Genomic DNA, 19,373 nt, shown 5'->3' with positions numbered 1-19,373 from the left:
AATGATGCCTTGTCAAACCGAGGCGGCACTCCTCAACTCAAGCTCTCCGGTGTGGCTCAGCCAGGCGAAGGAGAGCGCCAGCATGTCGGCCACGCCCCCCATGGTAAGGTTTCGGCTCACGTAGTAGGCGTTTCTTTCGGCGAGAAAGGCCATGAAGTCGGCGCGTTGCGCCACCAGGCACTCCAGAGTCGCACCGTCCTTGCGCACCGTTTCCAGCCCTTGCCGCCCGCAACGGTGCAGGGCGGTGGTGTCCTCGACGCTCGCCATGAGCCGCCCCAGCATCGCGAAGGTGGCGCTTCCCTGGTTGCCGCCCGCCGCCATCTCGCGCCTGAAGGCGGGCAGCGCCTCACCGAAAAGCGCCGGGAGTCCGCGCAGCGCCTCGCCACGGATCCCCCCGGCCCGGTAGGCATCGCGCGCCCGACTGCCGTTACTCCCCGAGTCGTCCGCCGGATCGAAGAGCTCCCCGGCTAGCCGCGCCACTGCCGCGCTCAAAGCCTCCTCGTCGCGGCGGCCGATGCGTGCGCTCGCGCAGAGCAGCAGACCGCTCAAAAAGATGTACCCCCGGTGACAGTTGGTGCCGGCTTCCTCCAGCATGGCCCGCTCGGCTTCCACCCCCAGGCGCACCTGCTGCGCGAGTTCCTCCCCAGCGGCGAGCGACGCGCTCACCCGGTGCAGGTACCCGGAGACGACGGAGAGGGAAGCTTCCATGAGGGGGACGGAGAGGTCGCGGTGGGATCCGGAGTCGTTCAGGTCGACGAGCCCCGGTTTTGGCGTGAGGTAGAGCTCCATGAAGGCGCCGCGCACGAGGCTGCGCGAGAAAAGTGTGAGCTCAGAGCGCATCGATCAGGGCCCTCGCCGCGCGCGCGAGTTCGTCGCTCGAGTGGCGCCCGGCGCGGATGCAGGCGAGCGCCGGTTCGCGGCAGATGAGGCAGTTTCTGGGGGCGACATCGAGGTCCGCACGCCCCATCTGGTTGCCGGCGTGATCGTAGACATCGAGGTCGAGGAGCCTTCCCGCCGGGTACGCCCCCTCGACGGCGATCCCAAGGCGCTTCACCTGGGTGGCGAGAAGTCTCGTGCGGTACAGCGCGAAGGGGCCGAGGGCGTCATGACCGCGCGCGGCGGCGCTCCCGTTCATCGCGGCAAGAAGCGCCCGTTCCCCCCAGGCGAAGAGCCGGTCGGCCCGCGCGCCGGTCTTCTCCCCCCCCGGAAGATTCAAGGAGAGCATCACCGTCGCGGGAAACGGGGTCGGGAACAGGGTGTCCAAAAGCTCCTGCCTGCGATCCCGCGCCGCGAGGAGGCTATTCCTTAACGCGTCTGACGACATCGATGATGCTCCCGTCGCGGTACTCGATGACCGCCACCACCTCGTCCTCGAACTCGAGGGGACGCGGCGTGCCGGTTACGCGGCAGATCTCGCGCTGCAGGTCGGCGATGTCCTTCACCGGGAGCTTCCTTCTAATCAGCTCCTCCTTGAGCTCCGCATGCCTGTCGTTCACCGCGATACCGCGCTCGGTCACCACGACCCCGATGGTGTCCCCCGGGGTGGTGATGGTGGTGACCCGGTCACGCACGATGGGGAGCCGGCCGCGGATCGAGGGGGCGACGATGATGGAGAGCTTGGCCCCGGCCGCGGTGTCGGAGTGCCCACCGGTGTTGTGCAGAAGGTAGCCGTTCGATTCGGTGTTCACGTTGACGTTGAAGGCGGTGTCAACCTCGGTGGCGCCCAGGATGACGCAGTCGAGCCGGTTCACCACGCTCCCTGCGTTGAAGGGGTTCGCGTACATGTCGGCGCTGATCTCCTGGTGCGCGCGGTTCACGCCGATGGAGCGTACCGCCTCCTGGTCGAAGCACTGCACGTCCATGAGCGCCGAGAAAAGCCCCTCCTCGAGCATCTCGACGAAGTAGCCGGTGATGCCACCGCAGCCGAAGCTCCCCTTGATGGAACCCTTGCGCATGGCGTTACGCACTTTCTCCGCGACGGCGAGCGAGATCCCCCCCGAGCCGGTCTGGAAGGAGAAGCCGTCCTGCAAAAGCCCGGACGCCTCGATCACCTGCGAGGCGTAGCTCGCGATCTGCAGGCCGACCGGATCGGTCGTGACCCGGGTGGTGGTGGAGACGATCTTCGCCGGGTCCCCCAGGCGATCGACCACCACGACGTAGTCGACGAGGGTCTGCGGGATGCCGACGGGAATCGCCGGGAAGGGGACCAGGTTGTCGGTGACCGCGACGACGCAGGAGGCGTAGCCCGCGTCGATCTGCGCGTACCCCAAGCTGCCGCAGGCCGACGGCCCGTAGTAGCCGTTCATGTTGCCGTACTCGTCGCAGCATGGGGCCGCGATGAAGGCGACGTCGATCTTCACGCTCCCCTCGATGATGGAGCGGGCCCGGCCGCCGTGGGTTCTGACCACGATGGGGCAGGAGAGTTCGCCGCGGCTCGCCAGCTCGCCGATCAGGCCGTTCACGCCGCACTGGAAGCCCGCGATGACGCCGCTTTTAATGTGCGGGATGATCTCGGCGTGCACCGGGTGCACCGAGGAGGATGCGATCCAGATCCCCTTGAGCCCGAGCGCCGCGATCTCGGCCACGATGCGGTTCAGGAGGAAATCGCCGTTTCGAAGGCTGTGGTGCGTGGCGATGGTCATCCCGTCGGCAAGGCCGCTTGCCTCGATCGCCTCCCTGAGCGAGGAGAGCCGCTTCCCCTCTCCCGGGTTCACGCGCTTCACCGGGCGGGCGGCGACGGCCCCTTCCGGACGCAGCGACCAGGCGTCGCCGTAGGGGACGAGCCTTTTTCCCGCGTAAGAATCCGGGATCTCCCGTCCCAGGCTATTGAGCGCCATGAATCTCCTCCTCGTCGATCAGGGTATCCACCATGCCGTGGGCGTAGGCGGTGCGCAGTACGCGGGCCGCCCGCTTCACCACCGGGGCGTCGACCATCTTCCCCCCGAGGGCGATGACGCCGGTGCCCAACTGCCGCGCCCGCTTGATCGCCTCGATCACCTGGAGAGCGTACTCAACCTCGTGCTCTTTCGGCGCAAAAACGTCGTGCACCACCTCGATCTGGCGCGGGTTCACCAGGCACTTCCCGGTGTAGCCGAGCCTCTTCGCAAGCTCGGTCTCGGCCCGTAGCCCCTCCATGTCCGAGACGTCAGCGAAGATGGTGTCTACCGCCTGGATCCCCTTCGCCTTGGCGGCCCAAAGGACCCGGGTCCGCGCGTTGAAGAGTTCCTCGCCGCCGCGGCTCCTCTCGATCTCCATGCTCGCCGTGTAGTCCTCGGCGCCGAAGGCGAGGGCGAAGATGCGCTCCGAGCTGTTTGCGATGCCGACCGCGTTGATGACGCCCAAGGCGCTCTCCAGCGAGGGGAGGATACCGAAGCGGCCAATCTCCACCTCGAGCTCCTCCTCGAACTCGGTCAAGAGGGTGTCGAGGCGCTCCACGATCTCCGGGGTGTCCGCCTTGGGAAGCCTGATCCCGTCCGGCATGGCCGGGAGAACCACCTTGAGGTCCTCGTACCCCCACTTCGAGTCGAGCGGGTTGATGCGGACCAGGAGTTCCTTGTTGCGGTCGGTGTAGTTCAAAAGGAAGCGCTTCACCAGGTGGCGCGCCGCGTCCTTTTCGGCTAACGGCACCGCGTCCTCCAGGTCGATGATCACCGAGTCACAGTTGAAGATGGGGATGTTCTGCAGCATGGAGGGCATGTTGCCCGGGACGTAGAGCAGGGAGCGTCGCAGCTTGAAGGCGGCCATCAGGAGGACTCCTCGTCGATGTAGATGGTCGGGATGCCGCCGACCTTGGAGACGTGGCGTTCGACGCCGGAGACGTCGAGTTCGGTTAAGACGATCTCGCAGGTGGCGAAGACCTCGGCGTCGTATAAATGCCCGCCGACCACCTCGCCGGAGGATTTGGACATCATGATGTGGAAGTGGCAGTCGAGGAGTTCGTCCTCGCCCGGGACGATGTTCCCCTGCAGCCCCAAAAGCTCGCACGGCCCCTCGATCTCGTGGATCGTGATGCGCGGCGTGGTGATGGGGAGCTTCGCGCCGGTCTTGATCCCCCTCAACTTCACGTTCTTCACGCTGCCGAGCGCCGAGACGATCATGGCGTAGCGCACGTCGGTCAGGTGGGCGAACTGCAAAAGCCTCGTGGTGAGGCGCTCTCCCGGCGTGATCTTGATGATGAAGCGTCTGCCGTTGGTGCACTCCTTGTACCAGAGTCCTTCCATCTATCCCTCCGTGGCGCGCATTATGGCCGTCTCAAGGCGCGCCTCTATGGCGTAATCGAGGGCGCCGCGGTCGGTGATGCGCACCTCGCCCGACTCGATGCCGTGTTTTTCGAGCACCTCGTCCACCTTGGCCCGGATCAGCGCGCCGAACTGTTTCACCACCGTCGACTCGATGGTCACGGAAAGCGTCTCCGCGGGCTCCAGAAACACCATAAGGTCGCTGGACTGCATCGTCCCCGCCTGTGCCTTCTTCACGATCTTCATTTGCTTTCCCCCTTTACCCAGATCTTGATCCCCTCGCTGGAGAGGAGAAAATCCAGGGTGCTTACCGGCACCAGTTCCGCGATCCCCTCCAGTTCGCCGTTCAGGAGCATATCCCGCACCCGCGAGGCCGAAATGGGACGGTCCATGCCGCTTTTCCTCTCGATCTCCTGCACCTCGACGCCAAGCGGAGGGAGGATGCGGTGCATCGCCTCGTTGTAGGCCGCGGTGGTGCCGCACCAGGGCTCGGTCCCGACGAAACGGGTCTTCACGTGGAAGTGCGGCGCAACGTGCCGGGCGAAGAGCAAAAGGTCGAGCTCCATCTGGATGGCGCCGCCGGGGTCGCCCCCCTTGAGGAAATAGGTGGGGAAGGTGATGCTGGAAACGGCGTACCAGGAGGTATCGAGGACGACGACGTTTTCAAGGTCCGCGGTCCCCTCCTGCACCATGCGCAGGCGGGCGCCGAAGGGGAACAGGGAGCGCTCCTCGCGCACCACGAAGAGAAAGAGCTGGTCCACGGCCGCGGCCGCCTGCTCGATCAGGTAGCGGTGTCCGAGCGTGAAGGGGTTGCAGTTGGCGACGATGGCGCCGTTGTTGCCGGCACGGACCTGCTTTGCGTATCGGGAGAGGTAGCGCCTAAGGCCGTCGCCGTATTCGAGGAGGGCGGTCGTGCCGGAGGCGACCAAGAGGTTGAAGTTGAGCGCCTCGAAACCCGGGACGAGGGCGGGTGAGGTGAAAACGAAGAAGGAGTCGACGCCGTCCTGATAACCGCGGCCGACCAGTTCGGTTACCACCTCGTCGAGGAGCGTCCCCCCTTGGTGCGAGGGGGCCACCGCGAGCATCTTGAGGACGCGACCCTGCCGCGCCCCGACCGCCACGAGGCGCCCCGCCTCGAAGACGCCGACCAGGTCGTCGTAGGGGGCTTCGAAGCGAAGGCCGCTTGCTTCTACCAGCGCCCGGGCCTGCCCGAGATCATCCGTGGAGAGAAGTGAAGTAACCATCCGCAAAGACTAACACCAAAGATATGTATACGTAACCGCGTATACCAAAAAAACTTTTCCGTTCTCACAGGACGGCCGCATCTCTCACAGCCTGTGGAAAGTGCCAGGTCGTATTCAGAAAAAACTATGATGCTGACACCCTCTCGTGCTATCGTTTGCAGTTGGCAAAACACAGATATTACTTCCAAAAAGCAAAGACCGATGATGAATATCTCAGTAGTGATACCTGCCCACAATGAGGCAGAGAACATAGCGTCCCTGGTCCAGGAAATCGTGGCGACCGGCCTCGACTGTGAGATCGTGGTGGTCGACGATGGCAGTACCGACGACACCCATGCGCGGCTGCTTGCGCTGAAGAAGTCCGTTCCTGCCCTGAAGGTGGTGCAACACGACCGCGCCTACGGCCAGAGCGCCGCCGTTGCGACCGGCATCAAGCAGGCCGGCGGCACCCTGATCGGTACCCTGGACGGTGACGGCCAGAACAACCCCGCAGACCTCCCGAAGATGATCGAGGCGATCACTAACAGCACCAACCCCAACCTAAAGATGGTGGCCGGCTACCGCAAGAAGAGGGACGACTCCCCCTGGCGCATCATAAGCTCCAGGATCGCCAACGCCTACCGGCGCTTCTTCCTTCGGGACGAGACCCCGGATACCGGCTGCGGCCTCAAGGTCTTCTACCGCGCGGCCTTTCTCGAGCTCCCCTTCTTCGACCACATGCACCGCTTCCTCCCGGCCCTGATCAGGATGAAGGGTGGAGACGTCATCTCCGTCGAGGTGCACCACCGTCCACGCATCGCCGGCGTCTCCAAGTACGGCACGCTGAACAGGTTGTGGGTCGGCATAGTCGACATCTTCGGCGTCTGCTGGCTGCGCATGCGTGCTAAAAACGTAACGATCACGAGGTTCGACTGATGACACTTTCCGAGAAAACCTGGGTAGGCATCGGTCTTGCCGGGCAGTTTTTCTTCACCATGCGCTTCGTCGTGCAGTGGATCGCCACCGAACGCAAGAGAAGGAGCGTCATTCCGGAGTCATTCTGGTACTTCAGCATCTTCGGCTCGCTGATCCTCCTTGTCTACTCGCTGTACCGCAAGGACCCGGTGTTCATCCTGGGACAGGCCTTCGGCTCCACGGTCTACGTCAGAAACCTCTTCTTCATCCACAAGGAAAAGAAAGATGCCGCAGCGTGAACCATGGAGTAGCCAGAGCTGGCTGCTTCCCTTCGCAATCCTCGCCTTTCCGGTCATCGCGTTTTCCCTTCTGCTCCCATACTTCCCGATCGATGAGACCCGCTACCTTTCGGTCGGTTGGGAGATGTGGAACAAGGGGTCGTACATCGTCCCGCTGCAAAACGGGCTCCCCTACTCCCACAAGCCCCCGCTGCTTTTCTGGCTTTTCAACCTCGACTGGCTCCTTTTCGGCGTGAACGAAGGAACGCTCCGTTTCATCCCCCTCATCTTCAGCATGATGAACGTGGCCCTCGTGCACCGGATCGCGAAGAGGCTCTGGCAGGACGAACAGGTCGCCCGCTACGCCGTGCTCGTCCTCGCCTCCATGCTCTCCTACCTCCTGTGGTCCGCGGTGATCATGTTCGACGTCGTACTCACCCTGTGGGTGCTGCTCGCGGTGGATGCGGTGATCTCGGCGGTGAAGGAGCAGCGCCTCCTCTGGTTTATTCAGCTCGGGGTCGCCATAGGCTTCGGCATCCTCACCAAGGGTCCCGTGGTTCTGGTCTACATCCTGCCGGTCGCACTCTGCGCACCCTTCTGGGCACCCGGGGAGCGCCCCGCCGGCAGGTGGTACGCCTCCATCGGGCTCTCCCTTTTGATCGGCATCGGGGTTCTTTCCCTCTGGCTCGTCCCCGCGGCGCTGACCGGCGGCGAAACCTACCGCCGCGCCATCCTCTGGGGACAGACGGTGAACCGGATGGCCAACTCCTTCGCCCACAGGCGCCCGATCTGGTGGTACCTCCCCTGGATCCCGACCCTGCTCCTGCCGTGGGCCCTGTTCCCCCCGGCGTGGCGCGCCTGGAAAAGGCTCACCGCAGATCCCGGGTCCCGCATGGTCATGATCTGGTGCGGCGCGAGCCTCGTCGTCTTCTCGCTGCTCTCCGGGAAGCAGGTCCACTACCTGATCCCGGTGCTCCCTGCCTTCAGTCTCCTCATGGCGAAGAGCATCGCCCAGGAGAAGGGGGACGTCGCGCGCTGGAGACTCCCCATAGCGCTCCTCTACCTGATTCTGGGTGCCGGCCTTCTCGCCGCCTCGTTCATCAGTCACGGACGCATGCTCAGACACTTCGACCTGGACGAGGTGAGGTGGGCCGCCGGCGGCCTCGTCCTGGTCGGCGCTATACTCTTCTGCCTGCGCCCCCGCACCATGCCCGCCCTGGTCACCCGGGTGGCCGCCGCCTCGCTTGCCTGTTGCGCGCTCGTACTGCTGGGCGGGCAGACCATGTTCCTGCGCTACGACCTGCACCCCATCGCTCAGGCGATCAGGGAGAAGCAGGCCGAAGGGTACGAGGTGCTGCACGCCGATAAGTACCACGGTCAGTTTCATTTCATGGGGCGGCTGGAACGCCCCCTGGTGGAGCTCAAGAATGCGGATGAGGTAGGCGCATACGTGGCGACCCACGACAAAGTGGCCCTTATCACGTACGAGCCGGACAAGCGGCGTATCGATGCGGGGGAGTATTTCTTCCTGCAGCCTTTCAGGAGCAAGCAGGTGGTGCTTTGGAACCGTACAGGGGTCGACCGTTATCTGAAAGAAGCCGGTGCGTTGCGGAGAGCGGCGGAAAACCAGGAATAAGAAAGGGCCCTCCGGCGGCGGAGGGCCCTTTTGCATTTCAAGCAATTTCTACCGGAACCCCGCCTCCTTCCAGGCGTTCACGCCACCCTTGAGCGCCGACACCTTGGTGAACCCCATCTCCTGGAACTCCGCTGCCCGACCGGCAGACGTGTGTTCCTGCGGTCAGTTGCAGTAGAAGATGATCTCCTTCTCCTTCGGGACCTCCGGGAGCCTCGCGTTGAGCTCTCCCATGGTCAGCGCCTTCTCCAGGCGAATCCCGCCGCACATCTCCTCACTGTCGTAGGCGCAGACGAAGAGGGCCTCCCCATCCTGCACCTTCCTGCGCGCCTCCTGAATCTGGATCCTTTTCACCTCGGCCATGACTTCCTCCTTCCATCCCCTTAGGATGGCCCCTGGACCACTGCTGCTGTTATCTACCACCTCCTGGCAGGCCGGTCTCATGCGGCACCCGAAGGTGCCGACATCGGCCGCCGGAGCGCTTCACCCGGGGAGGCAGCGCTACCCCATGTGGCGGTAGCAGAACTCCCCCAGATAGGCAAGCGCCGTATCCGGCGCCTTGTTGCAAAGGTAATGCAACGCCTTCCTCGCCAGTGACCGGTCGTATATCGGGCAGGGGAGCTCCGAGTCGTTGGGGTAGAGGAAGTGGGGAAGATCCAGGATCTCGGTCCCCCAATGGGACTTGAAGTCCATCAGGCTTTTGTTCTGCTCCTTGGTCTGCCCGAAATCGAACCGCTGGTACCCGGCGCGGCAGGCGTCCTTGATGATGTTCCAGAGCAGGAAATGCAGGGGGCTGCAGTTGATGTGGTCCGTGTTCATCGCGGAGTATTCGATGGAGACACGTCCTTTGTAGTTGAAAAGCAGCACCCCGGCGATCGTCTCGGCACCCTTGCGGCAAAGCAGGAGCTCCGCGAGCCCCTGTCCGGAGAAGGTCTGCCACAGCGATTTCACCAAGGCGTACGGCTGCGGGGGAAGCCCCTTTTTCCTCCTCATGCCCCGGTGCAGAAGGTAGAAGTCCATCAGGTCCGTCTCGCGCCTTCCCCGTATTATGTTCAGCCCCGATCGCTCGGCGCGAAGGATGCGCTGCCGCACGCAGCTTCTGTGGAAGCGCATCCGGACCTCCTCGGGATCGCGTGAGAGCTTGATGAAGTGGTGTTTCAGACCGCAGTCGGTGCGGAACCTCTCCGGATCGAGCAGGTGTGGCGCCTGCGCCGTCCTGATCTCGATGCGGTGGATCTCGAGGTGCTCGGCAAGCCGCAGCACCGCGTCGCACAGGATCTCCATCTCGGACGGCTCCGACACCAGCGGATCGCAGAGGGTGGCAAACGGGATGCTTACCAGGCGCCGGCCGGTCAGCCAGCTCCGCACCGCGTAGATCGGGAGTGCCGCCTTGATGGCACCGCCGGGAGCGGTGAGCGCCAGGTAATAGCCGCACATGTGCGAAAAGTTGTTGTCCAGCACCCGTTTCCAGCCGGAGAGGTGCGTGATCCAGCCGTAGGGATGGGCGTGAACGAACCGGTCCCAGCGATGGTTGCGCAGCGGATCGATGAGACTCACCCCGCTGCCGAGGTCTGCCTCGAGCGCTTCGCGGGAAACGTCAATAGCCACTGCCTACCTCCCGGACTCCCTCAAATTAACAACGTCTTACTCTATCCGCCGCCGGATCCAAGTCAAGGTGCGCCGCACTGTACAAAATGAACCCGTCGTGTTGATGAAAGTGCGGGTGCTGCTAAGATACTTGTCGTTGCCAAATCCGGCAAAGGAGGGAGTCATGGGCGAAAGACTGACCGAATGGGCAGAGCGGCCACTTAACTACCGCGAGGACCAAAGAGAAAACCTCGACCCGCAACTGCGGCGCCTGAACATGAGGCTCGGGGCGCATGCCCTGCTCGACTTCGTGCTTAACCCTCCCGCGTACCTGCTTTTAGCCGGCGCCGTCGGGCTTCTCGCCAAGCGCAGGTTCGCCCTCGCGTCGCTTCTGGCCGGAGGCTTCGTGCTGCAACAGGCCCTCTCCAGGATCGGCGCCACCGGCACACAGGCGGGGGTTGAGGAGCAGAAGAGAAGGGAGATCGCCTTCGAGCGGCGCACCATGAAGGCGCAGCGCGGGGATTACGGCCGGCTCGACGTCATCGCCTTCAAGTAGGGAGAGATTTCAGTTCCGGCGCAGCGCGCCGATAAGGATGGAAAGCAAACACCACTAATGAGCCGGAGCGACAAATGACGCTGGTTGAATGGGATGAAGCCCTGATCCTGGGAGTGCAGCGGATCGACGCCGATCACGAAAAACTGGTGGAGATCCTGAACCGTTGCTACAACGCGCTCATGCAGCACGACCACACCCATGAACTTCATGACATAGTGGTGGAACTTCTGGACTACACCCAGTACCACTTCGGCACCGAGGAAGCCATGATGCACGAGGTGCGCTACCCGGCAGCGAAGGCTCACACCGCCGCCCACCGCACCTTCATCAAGTCCATCCACAACTTCAGGGACCGTTTTGAGGCGGGCGAATCCTTCGTTGCCATCGACGTTCTCGTCTTTCTCAAGGACTGGCTGGTGGCGCACATCCAGAACACGGACCGCTCCCTTGCCCAGTACGTGACCGAAGTGGCCCAACTGTAAAAAAAAAGGCGTCCGGCAAGGATACCGGACGCCGCGTTTCCCACTCCCTGTTCGCTACCCTCCGCCGTAGAGCCCCGTCAGCACCGCCTCCTCGATGACATGGTCCTGCATCGCCACGTCCAGTTGCCCCTTGCTCGCCGTTCCCGCCAGCTCCAGCGTCGTGTCGAGCGCGTACAACCGGAAGATATAGCGATGGGTGCTGGAGGGGGGGCAGGGCCCGCCGTACCGGTTGTGTCCCCAGCTGTTCTTGCCGATCACCACCTCGCGCGGCTCCGCCTGTTCCACGAGCTCGGCGGTCCTTGGCCCCATGTTCCAAAGGATCCAGTGCACCCAGAGTCCGTTCGGGGCGTCCGGGTCTTCCATGACCAGGGCCAACGACTTGGTGCCGTCCGGCACGTGCTCGATCCGGAGTTCCGGATTGATGTTGTCACCATCGCAGGTGTACCTGGCCGGAATGCGCCCGTTGTCCTTGAAGGCCGGGCTGGTCAACCGCATCTCTCCCATGAGTCACCCCCTTGTGACCGGCCTCGGCCGGCCCGCCTGTTACTCCCCGCCTGCCTGCGGCACGCCGCAGACCTTCACCTCTACCACCAGATCCTCCACTTGAGCGAACTGCTCGCTCACCGCGCCCACCGGCCGGAAAAGCTCGACGGACCAGAGCCCGTCGTTTGCCCCCTTCCCCACCGGGCTCGCGTTCTCGTGGGTCACCATGCCGCAGAACTCGGAGCGCCGCACCGAGCGGCGGTTCTCCACCCGTCCGAGGAGCACCGGCGGAAGTCCCCTCTGGTCCACCTCCACGCGCTCCCCGCGCCTCACGTACCCTGCCCGCTCCGGAAGCCGCACCAGGGCGGACCAGGGGACCGCCCCCGCCTCCCCCAGCAGCGACGCGCTCACCCCGCGAAAACGGCAGTTCTCAACCCCCTGAAAAAGCTCCTGCGGCACCTGCACCCGCACGGCGAAACTATCACGCGCGTGCCTCAGCTGTCCCCACGCGTTGCGGTTCATCAGGGCACGCACCGAGAAGGCGCGGGTGAAGGCCTGCTCCCTGCGCTGATAGCAAGCGATCCACTCCAGGGCATCGCGCGTCCAGACCGTGCAGCTCGCAATGGACGCCCCGAGCGTCTCGGCCCAGGAACCAAGCGGCGACGGGGCGTCGTGGCCGTAGATGCGCATGAGCCCCTCCTCGGCCACTGCGATCCGGTCCAGGGCGGCCTCGTAGTCCCGGCAGAGCCTTTTCAGCACGAGGTCGCGCTGTTCGTTCATGGCCAGGGGGCCGCCCGGGCCGGCAAGCTCCTTCCTGCGCCGGATCGACTCGCCGCGCAGCCCGATCATGCCGGTCACCTCGGCTCGCTCAAGTTCCGGCTCCGCTTCCTCCTCCGCCGCCGGCGGCACCGCTTCCGCCTCACCGCCCGGCGCGTGTTCCTGCGTCTCCTCCCGGGGCGGGACCGGCTCCTCCTGCGCGGCGACTTCCCGCTCTTGCGGCTCCATCGCCTCGACCCGTTGCCGGTCGAGCTCCAGCTCCTTTTCCAGGATGGACAGGTCGTGGCTCAGTTCCTGCCAGGCCCGGTCCAGCGCGGAGTACTCCCTGAAGTCCGCGATGCAGCGCTCCAGGAGCCGTTCCGCCTCGGCCAGGAGTGTCTCGGCATGCCGGGCCTCGAACCTTGCCGCCAGCATCCCTGGATCGGGGCGGTACGCGGCGACGTTACAGGCAAGCTTCATCATCGGCCACCTCCTCTCTCAAAAAACGTACCGGAAGGGGCGGCTCGCGCCGCCCCGAGGCATGTCAGAGGAAGGTGGTCCTGGTCCCTTCGGAGAGGCGGGAGATCAGGTCCTGGCAGATCTTTTCGCAGCTTTGGCAGGACGAGCGGCAGATGCGGCAGTGCTGGTGCATTTCCGAGTGCACCTCGCACTCCTGCATGCAGAGGCGGCAGGCGACGGCGCAGCTTTCAAGCTGCGTCCTCAAAAGCTGGGGGATGGCTTCGGTCTGGCGGGACAGGACACGCGCGGTGGCCTGGCAGATGTCGGCGCAGTCGAGGTTCAAGCGGATGCACTTGGTGAGGTTTTGCACCGTCGCCTCGCCCAGGCACGCATCGGCGCAGCAGGTGCAGACGTCGGCACACTCGACGAGGGAGCTCACGCACTCGGTGACGGCGGTGACGTCCATGGTGAGTTTTCTCGGGTGGGCGGCGAACATTTCGGATGTCTTCATCGGCTTCTCCTTTGTGGTTGGAATGTCGGCACAACAGTTAGCACATTCTAATCACATTGCCGAAGAATTCAACGCGGGCGTGGACAAACGGTTCCCCTTTTTTCAGTCGGGCTCTCCCCCCTCCGCGCCGGCCCAGGCCGACTGCGAGAGCCTCCGTATGGTCAGCGCCTCCTGTTCGGCGATGCCGAGCGAGAGGAGGAAGGCGTGGTGCGCCTGGGGCGCGCGGCGCTCGAATTCAGCGTGCCAGGTCTCCATGGCCCTGTCGTCCATGCCGGCCGCGCGCAGCATGGCGACCCAGGTCGCCTTGTCCATGCTCTCAGGGAGCGCCTCCCCCGACTGGACCCGGAGCATGCGGGCAAGCAGGCTCTGCTGGGCCTTGAGCGCCGTGATCTCCTCTCCGACCGCCGCGAGCCGGCGCTTCAAGACCGACTGTTCCCCCTTTTCCGGGGCGGCGAGGATGGCTCGGATCTCCTCGACGGAAAGCCCGGCCTTGCGGAACGAGGCGATGGCGGCGAGTCGGTCCAGGTCGCGCTCCGAGTAGAGGCGGTAACCCGCCTCGCTCCTTGCGCTCGGGCAAAGAAGCCCCTCCTGGTCGTAGTACAAAAGCGTGCTCCGGGAAAGCCCGAACCTCTTGGCCAGCTGGCTGATGCGGTACATGCCTGCTCCTTGAAAAAAGCGGCCCCGGGCGCCCGGGGCCGGCGGTTTAAGCGTGGTGTGCGCGAATCGCCGCAATCCGCTCCGGGGGAAGCCCCAGCCACTCGAGGAAGCTCTGGTGCCCCTCGGGGTTCTCACTCTCGAAGAGGCGATGCCACTTCTCCATGGCCGCGTCGTCCAGCCCGATGGCCCGGAACCGGGCGGTCCACTCGTCTACCGTTACCTTGCTCATAATGTCGCTCCTTTTATGTTTTGGTCGGTCATGGCCATGACAGTGGAGGATACTAAACCGTGAAGCGGTAGACGGGTCAAGACAAATTCGCAGGGACTTCGCTTGTATTGGCGCCCCCCACTCCTATAATGAGACCTGGCGTCACCGACGCACCGCCACTGATCAAGGAGGGGAACGTGGAAAGACGGAAATTCCTGAAGGTCCTGGGGCTCTCTTCTCTTTTCCTGCACGGCTGGCTTAAGGAGCTCTTCGCCGCTCCGGGGGCCACCGTCGCGGTGGCCCAGGGGGGCGACCACGCCGCGACGACCCGCAAGGCGCTTGCGGCGCTGGGGGGGATGCAGCGTTTCGTGAAGCCCGGGCAGACCGTGGTGGTAAAGCCAAACATCGGCTGGGACCGCACCCCCGAGTACGCCGCCACCACCAACCCGGCCGTGGTGAAGGCGCTCGTTGAGGAGTGCCTGAAGGCGGGGGCGAAGCGGGTGAAGGTGTTCGACCGGACCTGCAACGACCCGCGCCGCTGCTACACCTCGAGCGGCATCGAGGCGACGCTCAAGGGGATGCGAAACGTCGAGGTGAAACAGATCGAGGAAGAACGCTTCAAGAAGGTCGCCTTGAACGGCAAGGTGCTTAAGGAGGCCGAACTGTACGGCGAAGCGCTCTCCGCCGATGTCTACATCAACGTCCCGGTCGCCAAGCACCACGGCCTGAGCCGGCTCACCCTCGGCATGAAGAACGTCATGGGGATCATGGGCGGCAACCGCGGCGCCATCCACCGCAACCTGGACCAGGCGCTGGCCGACGTGAACGCGGTCTTCCGCCCGCAGCTCACCGTGATCGACGCCACCCGGATCCTCGTCGCCCACGGGCCGCAGGGGGGAAGCCTCGCCGACGTGAAGGTCCTGAACCAGATCATCGCCTCCACCGACATGGTCGCTGCCGACGCCTACGCCACCACCCTCTTCGGCCTGAAGCCCGCCGACATCGCCGTCACTCGCACCGCCTACCAGCGCGGCCTGGGCGAGATGCGCCTCGACAGGATGAGGATCGTACGCGCGTGAGAAGGACGACCTCCGCGCGCATAGCACAGCTTTTCTTCCTCGCCCTCTTCCTCGTGCTCTTCCTGATGACCGAGTACCGGGGCAGCGACCGGATCGTCGCCGCGGTGAACGGCTTCTTCCGCGCCGACCCGCTCGTCGCCGCTAGCACCATGCTGGCGGTCAAGGGGTACGTGCCGCTGCTCTTGCCCGGCCTCGTGGTCCTTTTCCTCGCCCTTTTCCTCGGCAGGTTTTTCTGCGGCTGGATCTGCCCCCTGGGGACCCTCCTCGACCTCGTCACCGGCAGGATCAAAAAGGCAGGCGCGCTCCCCCCGCTCACCGGCGGCGCCAAGTACTGGCTCCTCTTCCCGCTTCTTTTCGCCTCGCTCTTCGGGGTGAACCTGGCCGGGCTCCTCGACCCCATAGCGCTTTTGCTGCGCGCCTTAACCTTCTTTTTCCACCCGCTTGCCGGCGACGCGGTGCGCGGCTCCTGGCGCTCGCTCTACGGCGTCATGGGCGAGCGGCGCGACCTCCTCGACCCGGGCTACCGGCTCGTGCGCGACTACCTCATCCCCTTCCGCGAGACGCTCTACCCGCTCGCCTTTCTTTCCGCGCTCCTCTTCCTCCTGATCCTCTTCCTGGAGCGCTACGAGACCCGCTCCTGGTGCCGCAGGCTTTGTCCCCTCGGGACGCTGCTCGGGCTCGTCGCCCGCCTGGGCCCCTTGCACCGCGTCCCGGAGAAGCTCTGTCCCGATTGCCGTGCCTGCCGGGAACACTGTCCCACCTCCTTCGACCGGGAACTCTTGCAGAGCGAGGAATGCATCCTCTGCATGGAGTGCGAGGCGAGGTGCCCCGCGCGGCGCGTCCGCTTCCGCTTCGGCCGTCCCCGCCTCGATCTCCCCGCCTCCGCCGGGCGCCGCGTCTTTCTGGGTGGTATCCTCGGTGGCGTCGTGCTCGCCAAAAGCTTCCGCTTTCGCGCGCCCGAGGCACAGGCGAAGCTTTTGCGCCCCCCCGGGGTGCGCGACGAGGAGGTGTTTCTCAAGAAGTGCGTGCGCTGCGGCGAGTGCATGAAGGTCTGCCTGAGAAGCGCCCTCTACCCCGCCTTCCTGCAGGTCGGACCGGAGGCGCTCTACACACCGCTTGTAATCCCGCGCCTTGGCTACTGCGAGTACAACTGCACCCTCTGCGGCCAGGTCTGCCCCAGCGGCGCCATCCCGGACCTCCAGCCCGAGGAGAAGCGGCGCGAGGTGATCGGCAAGGCGGTCTTCGACAAGAACCACTGCCTCCCCTTCGCGAAAAGAACCGACTGCATCGTCTGCGAGGAGCACTGCCCCGTCCCCGGCAAGGCGATCCGCTCCGAAGCTGTCACCCTCACCGGTTTCGACGGCAGACCGGTCACCGTGCAACAGCCCTACGTGGTCGACGAGCTCTGCAACGGCTGCGGCATCTGCGAGAACGTCTGCCCCCTGGAGGGGAAATCCGCCATCGAGGTGTTCCGGGTGAAGGATCGCACGCCGCTCTCCGCTCCCTCGCGGGAAGCGTCCCCCCCCGATCCCTACGCCGGAGTCAAAGGTTAGTACGGGCAGGCGTTCCGGCCAGCCCTTGGCAAAAAAAAGGCCCGACAGCGTTTGCCGTCGGGCCTTATCGTTTCCACAGGTGCCTGCCTGCTATCCGTACCGCTAGAAGGTCTCGAACTGCTCGTCGAGATCGTTCAGATTGATCTCGGCACCGGTCACCGGGCCGGACGAGGTGAGCTTGCTCCTCCCCCCCTTCGCCTTCACGGGGGCTTCCTTGCGCGTCGGCCGCGCTTCGGGCTGCGGCTCCTTAAACCTTACCGGTGCCGCCTTCGCGCCGCGCTCCTGCCCTATGTTGAAATAACCGATGGTCCCCTGCAGCTGTTCCGACTGCGAGGAGAGTTCCTCCGCCGTCGCGGACATCTGCTCGCTCGCCGAGGCGTTCTGCTGGATCACCTGGTCGAGCTGCTGGATCGCCTTGTTGATCTGGGCCGCGCCGCTGTCCTGCTCCTTGCAGGCGGCGGAGATCTCCTGCACCAGTTCGGCCGTGCGCTGGATATCCGGGAGCATGCGGTCCAGCATCTGCCCGGCGGTCTCGGCCACCTCTACGCTCGTCGAGGAGAGCTCCGAAATCTCGGCCGCCGCCTTCTGCGAGCGCTCGGCGAGCTTTCTCACCTCGCTTGCCACCACGGCGAAACCCTTGCCGTGCTCCCCGGCTCGGGCGGCCTCTATCGCGGCGTTCAGCGCGAGGAGGTTCGTCTGCCGCGCGATCTCCTCGATGATGGAGATCTTCCCGGCGATGTCCTTCATCGCCTGCACCGTTTGCGCCACCGCCTTGCCCCCTTCCTGGGCGTCCTGGGCGGACTTCACGGCGATCTTTTCGGTCTGCATCGCGTTGTCCGCGTTCTGCCTGATGTTGGAGGACATCTCCTCCATGGAGGAAGAGGCCTGCTCCGCCGCTGCCGCCTGCTCGCTCGCCCCTTGCGAAAGCTGCTGCGATCCGGACGACATCTGCTGGCTGCCGGCCGCCACGTTGTTGGCCGCCTCCTTGACGTCGGTGACCACCGCCGAAAGCTTCGACACCATGCTGGAGAGAGAACGCATCAGCTCGTCGTTGGCCGAGCGCTCCTCGAGCTGCACGGTGAGATTGCCGCCGGCCACCTCCTTCGCCGCACTCGTGATCGCGGTGATGGCGGCGATCAGCTGGTTCAGGTTTTCCTTGATCTGGTTGAAGTCGCCGCGGTACTCGTCCCTTATCGGCGCGGGCATGTCCCCCTTGGCGATGCGGTCGACGTATTCGGCGGCCACCTGCAGCGGGCCGATCACCGCGTCGAGGGTCTGGTTCACGCCCTCGACGATGCGCCTGAAGTCCCCCTCGTGACGCCCTGCGTCGGCGCGCGTCGCAAGCTTTCCTTCCACCGCCGCATGGGAGAGGGCTTTCGCGTCATCGACTAGCGCCTGGATGCGCTCCGTCATCCCCTTGAGCGCGGCGAGTAGCTGGCCGGACTCGTCTTCGGAGTCGGCGTCAAGGTTCACGTTCAGGTTCCCGGCCGCGATCTTGTTGGCCGCCTCGAGCGCCCTGCCAAGCGGCTTGGTGATGGCATTCGCGACCATGGTGGCGAAGACGAACGCGAGGACGGCACACAGGATGCCGCCGCCCACGAGGATCGCCTTGGTCCTCGCCTCGAGCGCCTCGGCGTCCTTCATGCGCACGGAAAGAAGCGACATCTCCTCCTTCTGCATGTCGGCGATGACGACGCGCATCGCGTCCATGTACTGTTTTCCCTTGGCCTGCTGCACCGTACGCACCACCTGCTCCAAGCCGCTCCCGCTGCCGGCCTGCCGCCTGAGGGCGACCAGCGGCTCCACGTCGACCTTGAGCCAGTCCTCCTTGGACTGGAACAGTTTCGCCAAGCGCTCCTGCTGCTTCGGGTTGTCCGCGGTGAGGCGCTTCGCCTCCTCCCATGCCCTGGAAAAATCGGTCTTGCCCGCGTTCAGCGGCTCGAGAAATCTGTCCTCCCCGGTGAGGGCGAAGCCTCGCTCGCCGGTTTCTATGTTCACCAGTGCGGTCAGTATGTTCCCAACCTGTTCCGTGACCTGATAGGTGTGGACGTTCATCCTGTTGGCCTTGCCGAGCGAGGCGAGGTTTATGTAAGCCACCGTAACAAGGGTGGCGACAAGCACGATGATTATGGAAAAGACGAGGTACAGCTTCTTACCGATCCTCATGTTCTTGAAAAAGCTCACATCTTTCTCCTTTCTTTTCACGCCGGGCAGCGTGTGTGATGCGACACGGCAGGAAACGCGTACGACTGCACGAGGGGCGCGCCCGCCTCCGCAGTCGTAACAGTACCCCGGCCAATCCGGGTTCAATGCAGACCGATTCGTCAGCTAACTGCAGAAGTTAAGGGGTTTTTTTTGCTTTAGCCCCCTGGACGTACCCCCCTCTTCGCTATACCCGGGACATTTCGTATACTTAGGCTCGATTTATCCCATAAGTTTTTTTTCTGTCCCCCCGGCTCTGACATAGTGCCGGACCTTACTGACTCATCGCCGGATCTTCTAACGGCGGGATTCCAATTTCCTGCCACCGATATGGGTGCACGCAGGCTTTGCAAAGCATAGCGAAGCCGCTACCTCACTTGGGCTATCGCTTCGCTTTTTCCTTAAAGTTTCCGGGGCATTCCCCCGACACGTCTATCAGACGGGGCAGTAGTAATCGAAACCGAATGTTGCTATACTACGGTGGTTGTTTAAGATTTATCAGCCTTAATCCTTCTGTGTAAATTGCATGTGGTGCTGAACCAGGGAGACAGGA

22 protein-coding genes and 1 pseudogene are annotated in these 19,373 nt (G+C 64.2%); 7 read left to right on the top strand and 16 right to left on the bottom strand.

The features are described 5' to 3' along the window. Positions 1–12 precede the first annotated feature (12 nt). Genes E4633_RS05220 through E4633_RS05190 form a run of 7 tightly spaced genes read right to left on the bottom strand, consistent with a single transcriptional unit; the run spans position 13 to position 5,482 of the window. Positions 13–840, bottom strand: coding sequence for a triphosphoribosyl-dephospho-CoA synthase (locus E4633_RS05220; protein ID WP_135869184.1), 828 nt, complete (start codon positions 838–840; stop codon positions 13–15). Beyond that, complete coding sequence (locus tag E4633_RS05215; RefSeq protein ID WP_135869183.1) at positions 830–1,324, bottom strand: citrate lyase holo-[acyl-carrier protein] synthase; 495 nt, start codon at positions 1,322–1,324, stop codon at positions 830–832. Before E4633_RS05215 ends, E4633_RS05220 begins: the two co-directional genes overlap by 11 nt. Further along, positions 1,299–2,837, bottom strand: a complete 1,539-nt coding sequence (citF, locus tag E4633_RS05210) for a citrate lyase subunit alpha (RefSeq protein WP_135869182.1) — start codon at positions 2,835–2,837, stop codon at positions 1,299–1,301. Before citF ends, E4633_RS05215 begins: the two co-directional genes overlap by 26 nt. Continuing rightward, on the bottom strand, positions 2,824–3,744 hold the full coding sequence (locus tag E4633_RS05205; protein WP_135869181.1) for an HpcH/HpaI aldolase/citrate lyase family protein: 921 nt from the start codon (positions 3,742–3,744) through the stop codon (positions 2,824–2,826). Before E4633_RS05205 ends, citF begins: the two co-directional genes overlap by 14 nt. Continuing rightward, on the bottom strand, positions 3,744–4,220 hold the full coding sequence (locus E4633_RS05200) for a PPC domain-containing DNA-binding protein (RefSeq protein WP_135869180.1): 477 nt from the start codon (positions 4,218–4,220) through the stop codon (positions 3,744–3,746). Before E4633_RS05200 ends, E4633_RS05205 begins: the two co-directional genes overlap by 1 nt. Beyond that, a complete protein-coding gene (citD, locus tag E4633_RS05195) occupies positions 4,221–4,484 on the bottom strand; it encodes a citrate lyase acyl carrier protein (RefSeq protein ID WP_129124872.1) in 264 nt (87 codons plus the stop codon). Continuing rightward, a complete protein-coding gene (locus E4633_RS05190; RefSeq protein WP_135869179.1) occupies positions 4,481–5,482 on the bottom strand; it encodes a [citrate (pro-3S)-lyase] ligase in 1,002 nt (333 codons plus the stop codon). The genes citD and E4633_RS05190 overlap by 4 nt, the downstream gene beginning before the upstream one ends. A gap of 204 nt (positions 5,483–5,686) precedes the next feature. On the opposite strand from E4633_RS05190, the gene E4633_RS05185 reads away from it, so the two are divergent. Genes E4633_RS05185 through E4633_RS05175 form a run of 3 tightly spaced genes read left to right on the top strand, consistent with a single transcriptional unit; the run spans position 5,687 to position 8,290 of the window. Then, entirely contained in the window at positions 5,687–6,397 is a 711-nt protein-coding gene (locus E4633_RS05185) for a glycosyltransferase family 2 protein (RefSeq protein WP_246037912.1), read from the top strand. After that, entirely contained in the window at positions 6,397–6,675 is a 279-nt protein-coding gene (locus E4633_RS05180; protein ID WP_135869177.1) for a lipid-A-disaccharide synthase N-terminal domain-containing protein, read from the top strand. The genes E4633_RS05185 and E4633_RS05180 overlap by 1 nt, the downstream gene beginning before the upstream one ends. After that, entirely contained in the window at positions 6,662–8,290 is a 1,629-nt protein-coding gene (locus E4633_RS05175) for an ArnT family glycosyltransferase (RefSeq protein WP_135869176.1), read from the top strand. Before E4633_RS05180 ends, E4633_RS05175 begins: the two co-directional genes overlap by 14 nt. Before the next feature lie 48 nt (positions 8,291–8,338). On the opposite strand, the pseudogene E4633_RS20865 reads toward E4633_RS05175, so the two are convergent. The 3 genes and pseudogenes from E4633_RS20865 to E4633_RS05160 all read right to left on the bottom strand — a co-directional run. Then, positions 8,339–8,425 (bottom strand): annotated as a pseudogene (locus tag E4633_RS20865) (rhodanese-related (seleno)protein); the annotation flags it as partial. A gap of 27 nt (positions 8,426–8,452) precedes the next feature. Continuing rightward, positions 8,453–8,650 (bottom strand): rhodanese-like domain-containing protein, encoded by a 198-nt coding sequence (locus E4633_RS05165; RefSeq protein ID WP_135869175.1) that lies wholly within the window; start codon positions 8,648–8,650, stop codon positions 8,453–8,455. Between the two features lie 138 nt (positions 8,651–8,788). Next, on the bottom strand, positions 8,789–9,895 hold the full coding sequence (locus E4633_RS05160; RefSeq protein WP_135869174.1) for a lipid II:glycine glycyltransferase FemX: 1,107 nt from the start codon (positions 9,893–9,895) through the stop codon (positions 8,789–8,791). A 163-nt stretch (positions 9,896–10,058) separates the two neighbouring features. Between E4633_RS05160 and E4633_RS05155 the strand changes: the two genes are divergently transcribed. Together E4633_RS05155 and E4633_RS05150 are read left to right on the top strand one after the other, a co-directional pair. Then, a complete protein-coding gene (locus E4633_RS05155) occupies positions 10,059–10,430 on the top strand; it encodes a hypothetical protein (protein WP_135869173.1) in 372 nt (123 codons plus the stop codon). Between the two features lie 74 nt (positions 10,431–10,504). Continuing rightward, positions 10,505–10,912 (top strand): bacteriohemerythrin, encoded by a 408-nt coding sequence (locus E4633_RS05150; RefSeq protein WP_135869172.1) that lies wholly within the window; start codon positions 10,505–10,507, stop codon positions 10,910–10,912. 54 nt (positions 10,913–10,966) lie between these two features. On the opposite strand, the gene E4633_RS05145 is transcribed toward E4633_RS05150, so the two are convergent. The 5 genes from E4633_RS05145 to E4633_RS05125 form a co-directional block, all read right to left on the bottom strand. Continuing rightward, complete coding sequence (locus E4633_RS05145; RefSeq protein WP_135869171.1) at positions 10,967–11,416, bottom strand: YbhB/YbcL family Raf kinase inhibitor-like protein; 450 nt, start codon at positions 11,414–11,416, stop codon at positions 10,967–10,969. 39 nt (positions 11,417–11,455) lie between these two features. Continuing rightward, positions 11,456–12,634 carry a hypothetical protein gene (locus E4633_RS05140; protein ID WP_135869170.1) on the bottom strand — a complete coding sequence of 393 codons (1,179 nt, stop codon included), beginning with the start codon at positions 12,632–12,634 and terminating at the stop codon, positions 11,456–11,458. Between the two features lie 61 nt (positions 12,635–12,695). Continuing rightward, positions 12,696–13,121 (bottom strand): four-helix bundle copper-binding protein, encoded by a 426-nt coding sequence (locus tag E4633_RS05135; RefSeq protein ID WP_135869169.1) that lies wholly within the window; start codon positions 13,119–13,121, stop codon positions 12,696–12,698. A gap of 102 nt (positions 13,122–13,223) precedes the next feature. Beyond that, entirely contained in the window at positions 13,224–13,778 is a 555-nt protein-coding gene (locus E4633_RS05130) for a MerR family transcriptional regulator (protein ID WP_135869168.1), read from the bottom strand. Positions 13,779–13,824: 46 nt separating this feature from the next. Continuing rightward, positions 13,825–14,010, bottom strand: coding sequence for a MerR family transcriptional regulator (locus tag E4633_RS05125; RefSeq protein ID WP_135869167.1), 186 nt, complete (start codon positions 14,008–14,010; stop codon positions 13,825–13,827). A 173-nt stretch (positions 14,011–14,183) separates the two neighbouring features. On the opposite strand from E4633_RS05125, the gene E4633_RS05120 reads away from it, so the two are divergent. Both E4633_RS05120 and E4633_RS05115 read left to right on the top strand, forming a co-directional pair. After that, complete coding sequence (locus tag E4633_RS05120) at positions 14,184–15,065, top strand: DUF362 domain-containing protein (protein ID WP_135869166.1); 882 nt, start codon at positions 14,184–14,186, stop codon at positions 15,063–15,065. Beyond that, entirely contained in the window at positions 15,062–16,618 is a 1,557-nt protein-coding gene (locus tag E4633_RS05115; protein ID WP_135869165.1) for a 4Fe-4S binding protein, read from the top strand. The genes E4633_RS05120 and E4633_RS05115 overlap by 4 nt, the downstream gene beginning before the upstream one ends. A gap of 102 nt (positions 16,619–16,720) precedes the next feature. Here the strand turns inward: E4633_RS05115 and E4633_RS05110 are convergent, their stop codons facing one another. Then, complete coding sequence (locus E4633_RS05110; protein WP_135869164.1) at positions 16,721–18,802, bottom strand: methyl-accepting chemotaxis protein; 2,082 nt, start codon at positions 18,800–18,802, stop codon at positions 16,721–16,723. Between the last annotated feature and the right edge of the window lie 571 nt (positions 18,803–19,373).

The sequence above is a fragment of the Geomonas terrae genome (assembly GCF_004791675.1).
Classification (GTDB): domain Bacteria; phylum Desulfobacterota; class Desulfuromonadia; order Geobacterales; family Geobacteraceae; genus Geomonas; species Geomonas edaphica.
Note: the sequence above shows the minus strand (reverse complement) of the source record. Positions and strands in the feature narration are given on the sequence as shown.